Source organism: Streptomyces sp. NPDC031274, assembly GCF_055570235.1.
On record NZ_JBVIHP010000213.1, the window covers coordinates 1 to 1447 of the forward strand.

Consider the following 1447-nt stretch of genomic DNA (forward strand, 5'->3'; position numbering starts at 1 on the left):
GAGGTGTCGCGACTGCTGTCGCGGACTCTCGTCAAGCTTCGCAAGGGACTGACTGTCGAGGAGTGACCCCCGCCGGTTGCCCTCTCTGCCCTCGATCACCGGACGGTCTCGATTCATCGAGACCGTCCGGTGTTTCGTTCTCAGCCCTGGAGCGCCGCCGCCACCGCCGCCTCCGCGTGCAGGCGGGTCGTCGGGAAGACCGGCACCGGGCTGTGCTCCTGCCCGATGAGGAGCTCGATCTCGGTGCATCCGAGAATCACGCCCTCAGCTCCTTCCCGTACGAGATCGTCGATGACCCTCTGGTACCCAGCGCGCGACTCCTCACGCACCACCCCGAGGCACAACTCCTCGTAGATCACCCGGTGCACGAGCGTGCGCCCTGCCGCGTCCGGCACCAGCACCTCAAGGCCCCGCGCGGCGAGCCGTTCCCGGTAGAAGTCCTGCTCCATCGTGAACGCGGTGCCGAGCAGCCCCACGCGCCGTACGCCGGCGCGCAGCACCGCGTCGGCGGTCGCGTCCGCGAGGTGCAGGAGCGGCACGGAGAGAGCCGCCTGGACCTGTTCAGCGACCTTGTGGTGCAGATCAGCACGAGGTCCGCACCGGCCGCCTCGACGCCCTTGGCAGCCCTGGCCAGCACCTCCCCCGCCTGCTCCCACTCCCCCGCGACCTGTAGCCGCTCGATCTCCGCGAAGTCGACGGAGTACAGCACGCAGCGGGCGGAGTGCAGGCCGCCGAGACGCTCGCGTACGAGCTCGTTGAGCAGCCGGTAGTACTCGGCACTCGACTCCCAACTCATGCCGCCGAGCAGCCCGATGGTCTTCATCGTCTTCATGGCCGCACCCTACGAGGGGTCCGGCCTCTCCGCGGCCAGTTCGAGGACCGCGGGGACCTCGCTGAACGTGGCGTCCATGTGCGCGACGAGGGCCGCGCGGTCCTGCCGCCCGCCGGCGGACCATTCCTTGAGCGCGCCGCGCCAGGCCGAGAGCATCAGCTCCAGGAGGAGCCTGACCCGCAGGGGGGTCAGGTCCGCGCCGGGCACCGCGCCGAGCTCGGCGACGGCGACCTCGACGACCTCGTCAGTGACCTCCGCACAGTGCCGCAGGCTGTGCGCGTTGAGCGCGGGCGTGGCATCGGCCAGCGCGCGGCTCGCCAGGAAGCGCCGCTCCCAGCCCTCCTCCATGCTCGCCACGGCGGCGTACAGCGACCGCTCGAAGACGGCGAGCAGGGGCCTCCCCACGAACGGCCGCTCGCCGATGTCGTCGGCGTAGGCCCGCCAGAGTTCCCGCTCCGGCGCGAGCGCGACGTCCTCCTTCGAGGCGAACGTACGGAAGAAGGTGCGCTTGGAGACCTCGACCGCCTCGACCAGCTCGTCCAGCGTGGCGGCCGCGAATCCCTTGGCGGAGAACAGCTCAAGGGCCGTCGCCACAAGAGCCCGCCGCGTACGCAG

General features: G+C 70.8%; 1 protein-coding gene and 1 pseudogene. Both read right to left on the bottom strand.

Annotated elements, in window-relative coordinates; translation table 11 throughout:
* Positions 1-140: 140 nt before the first annotated feature.
* Positions 141-823, bottom strand: a pseudogene (locus ACZ5CR_RS45075) (aspartate/glutamate racemase family protein).
* Between the two features lie 18 nt (positions 824-841).
* Positions 842-1447: TetR/AcrR family transcriptional regulator (locus ACZ5CR_RS45080; RefSeq protein WP_468869418.1), on the bottom strand; the 606-nt coding region annotated here is incomplete at its 5' end.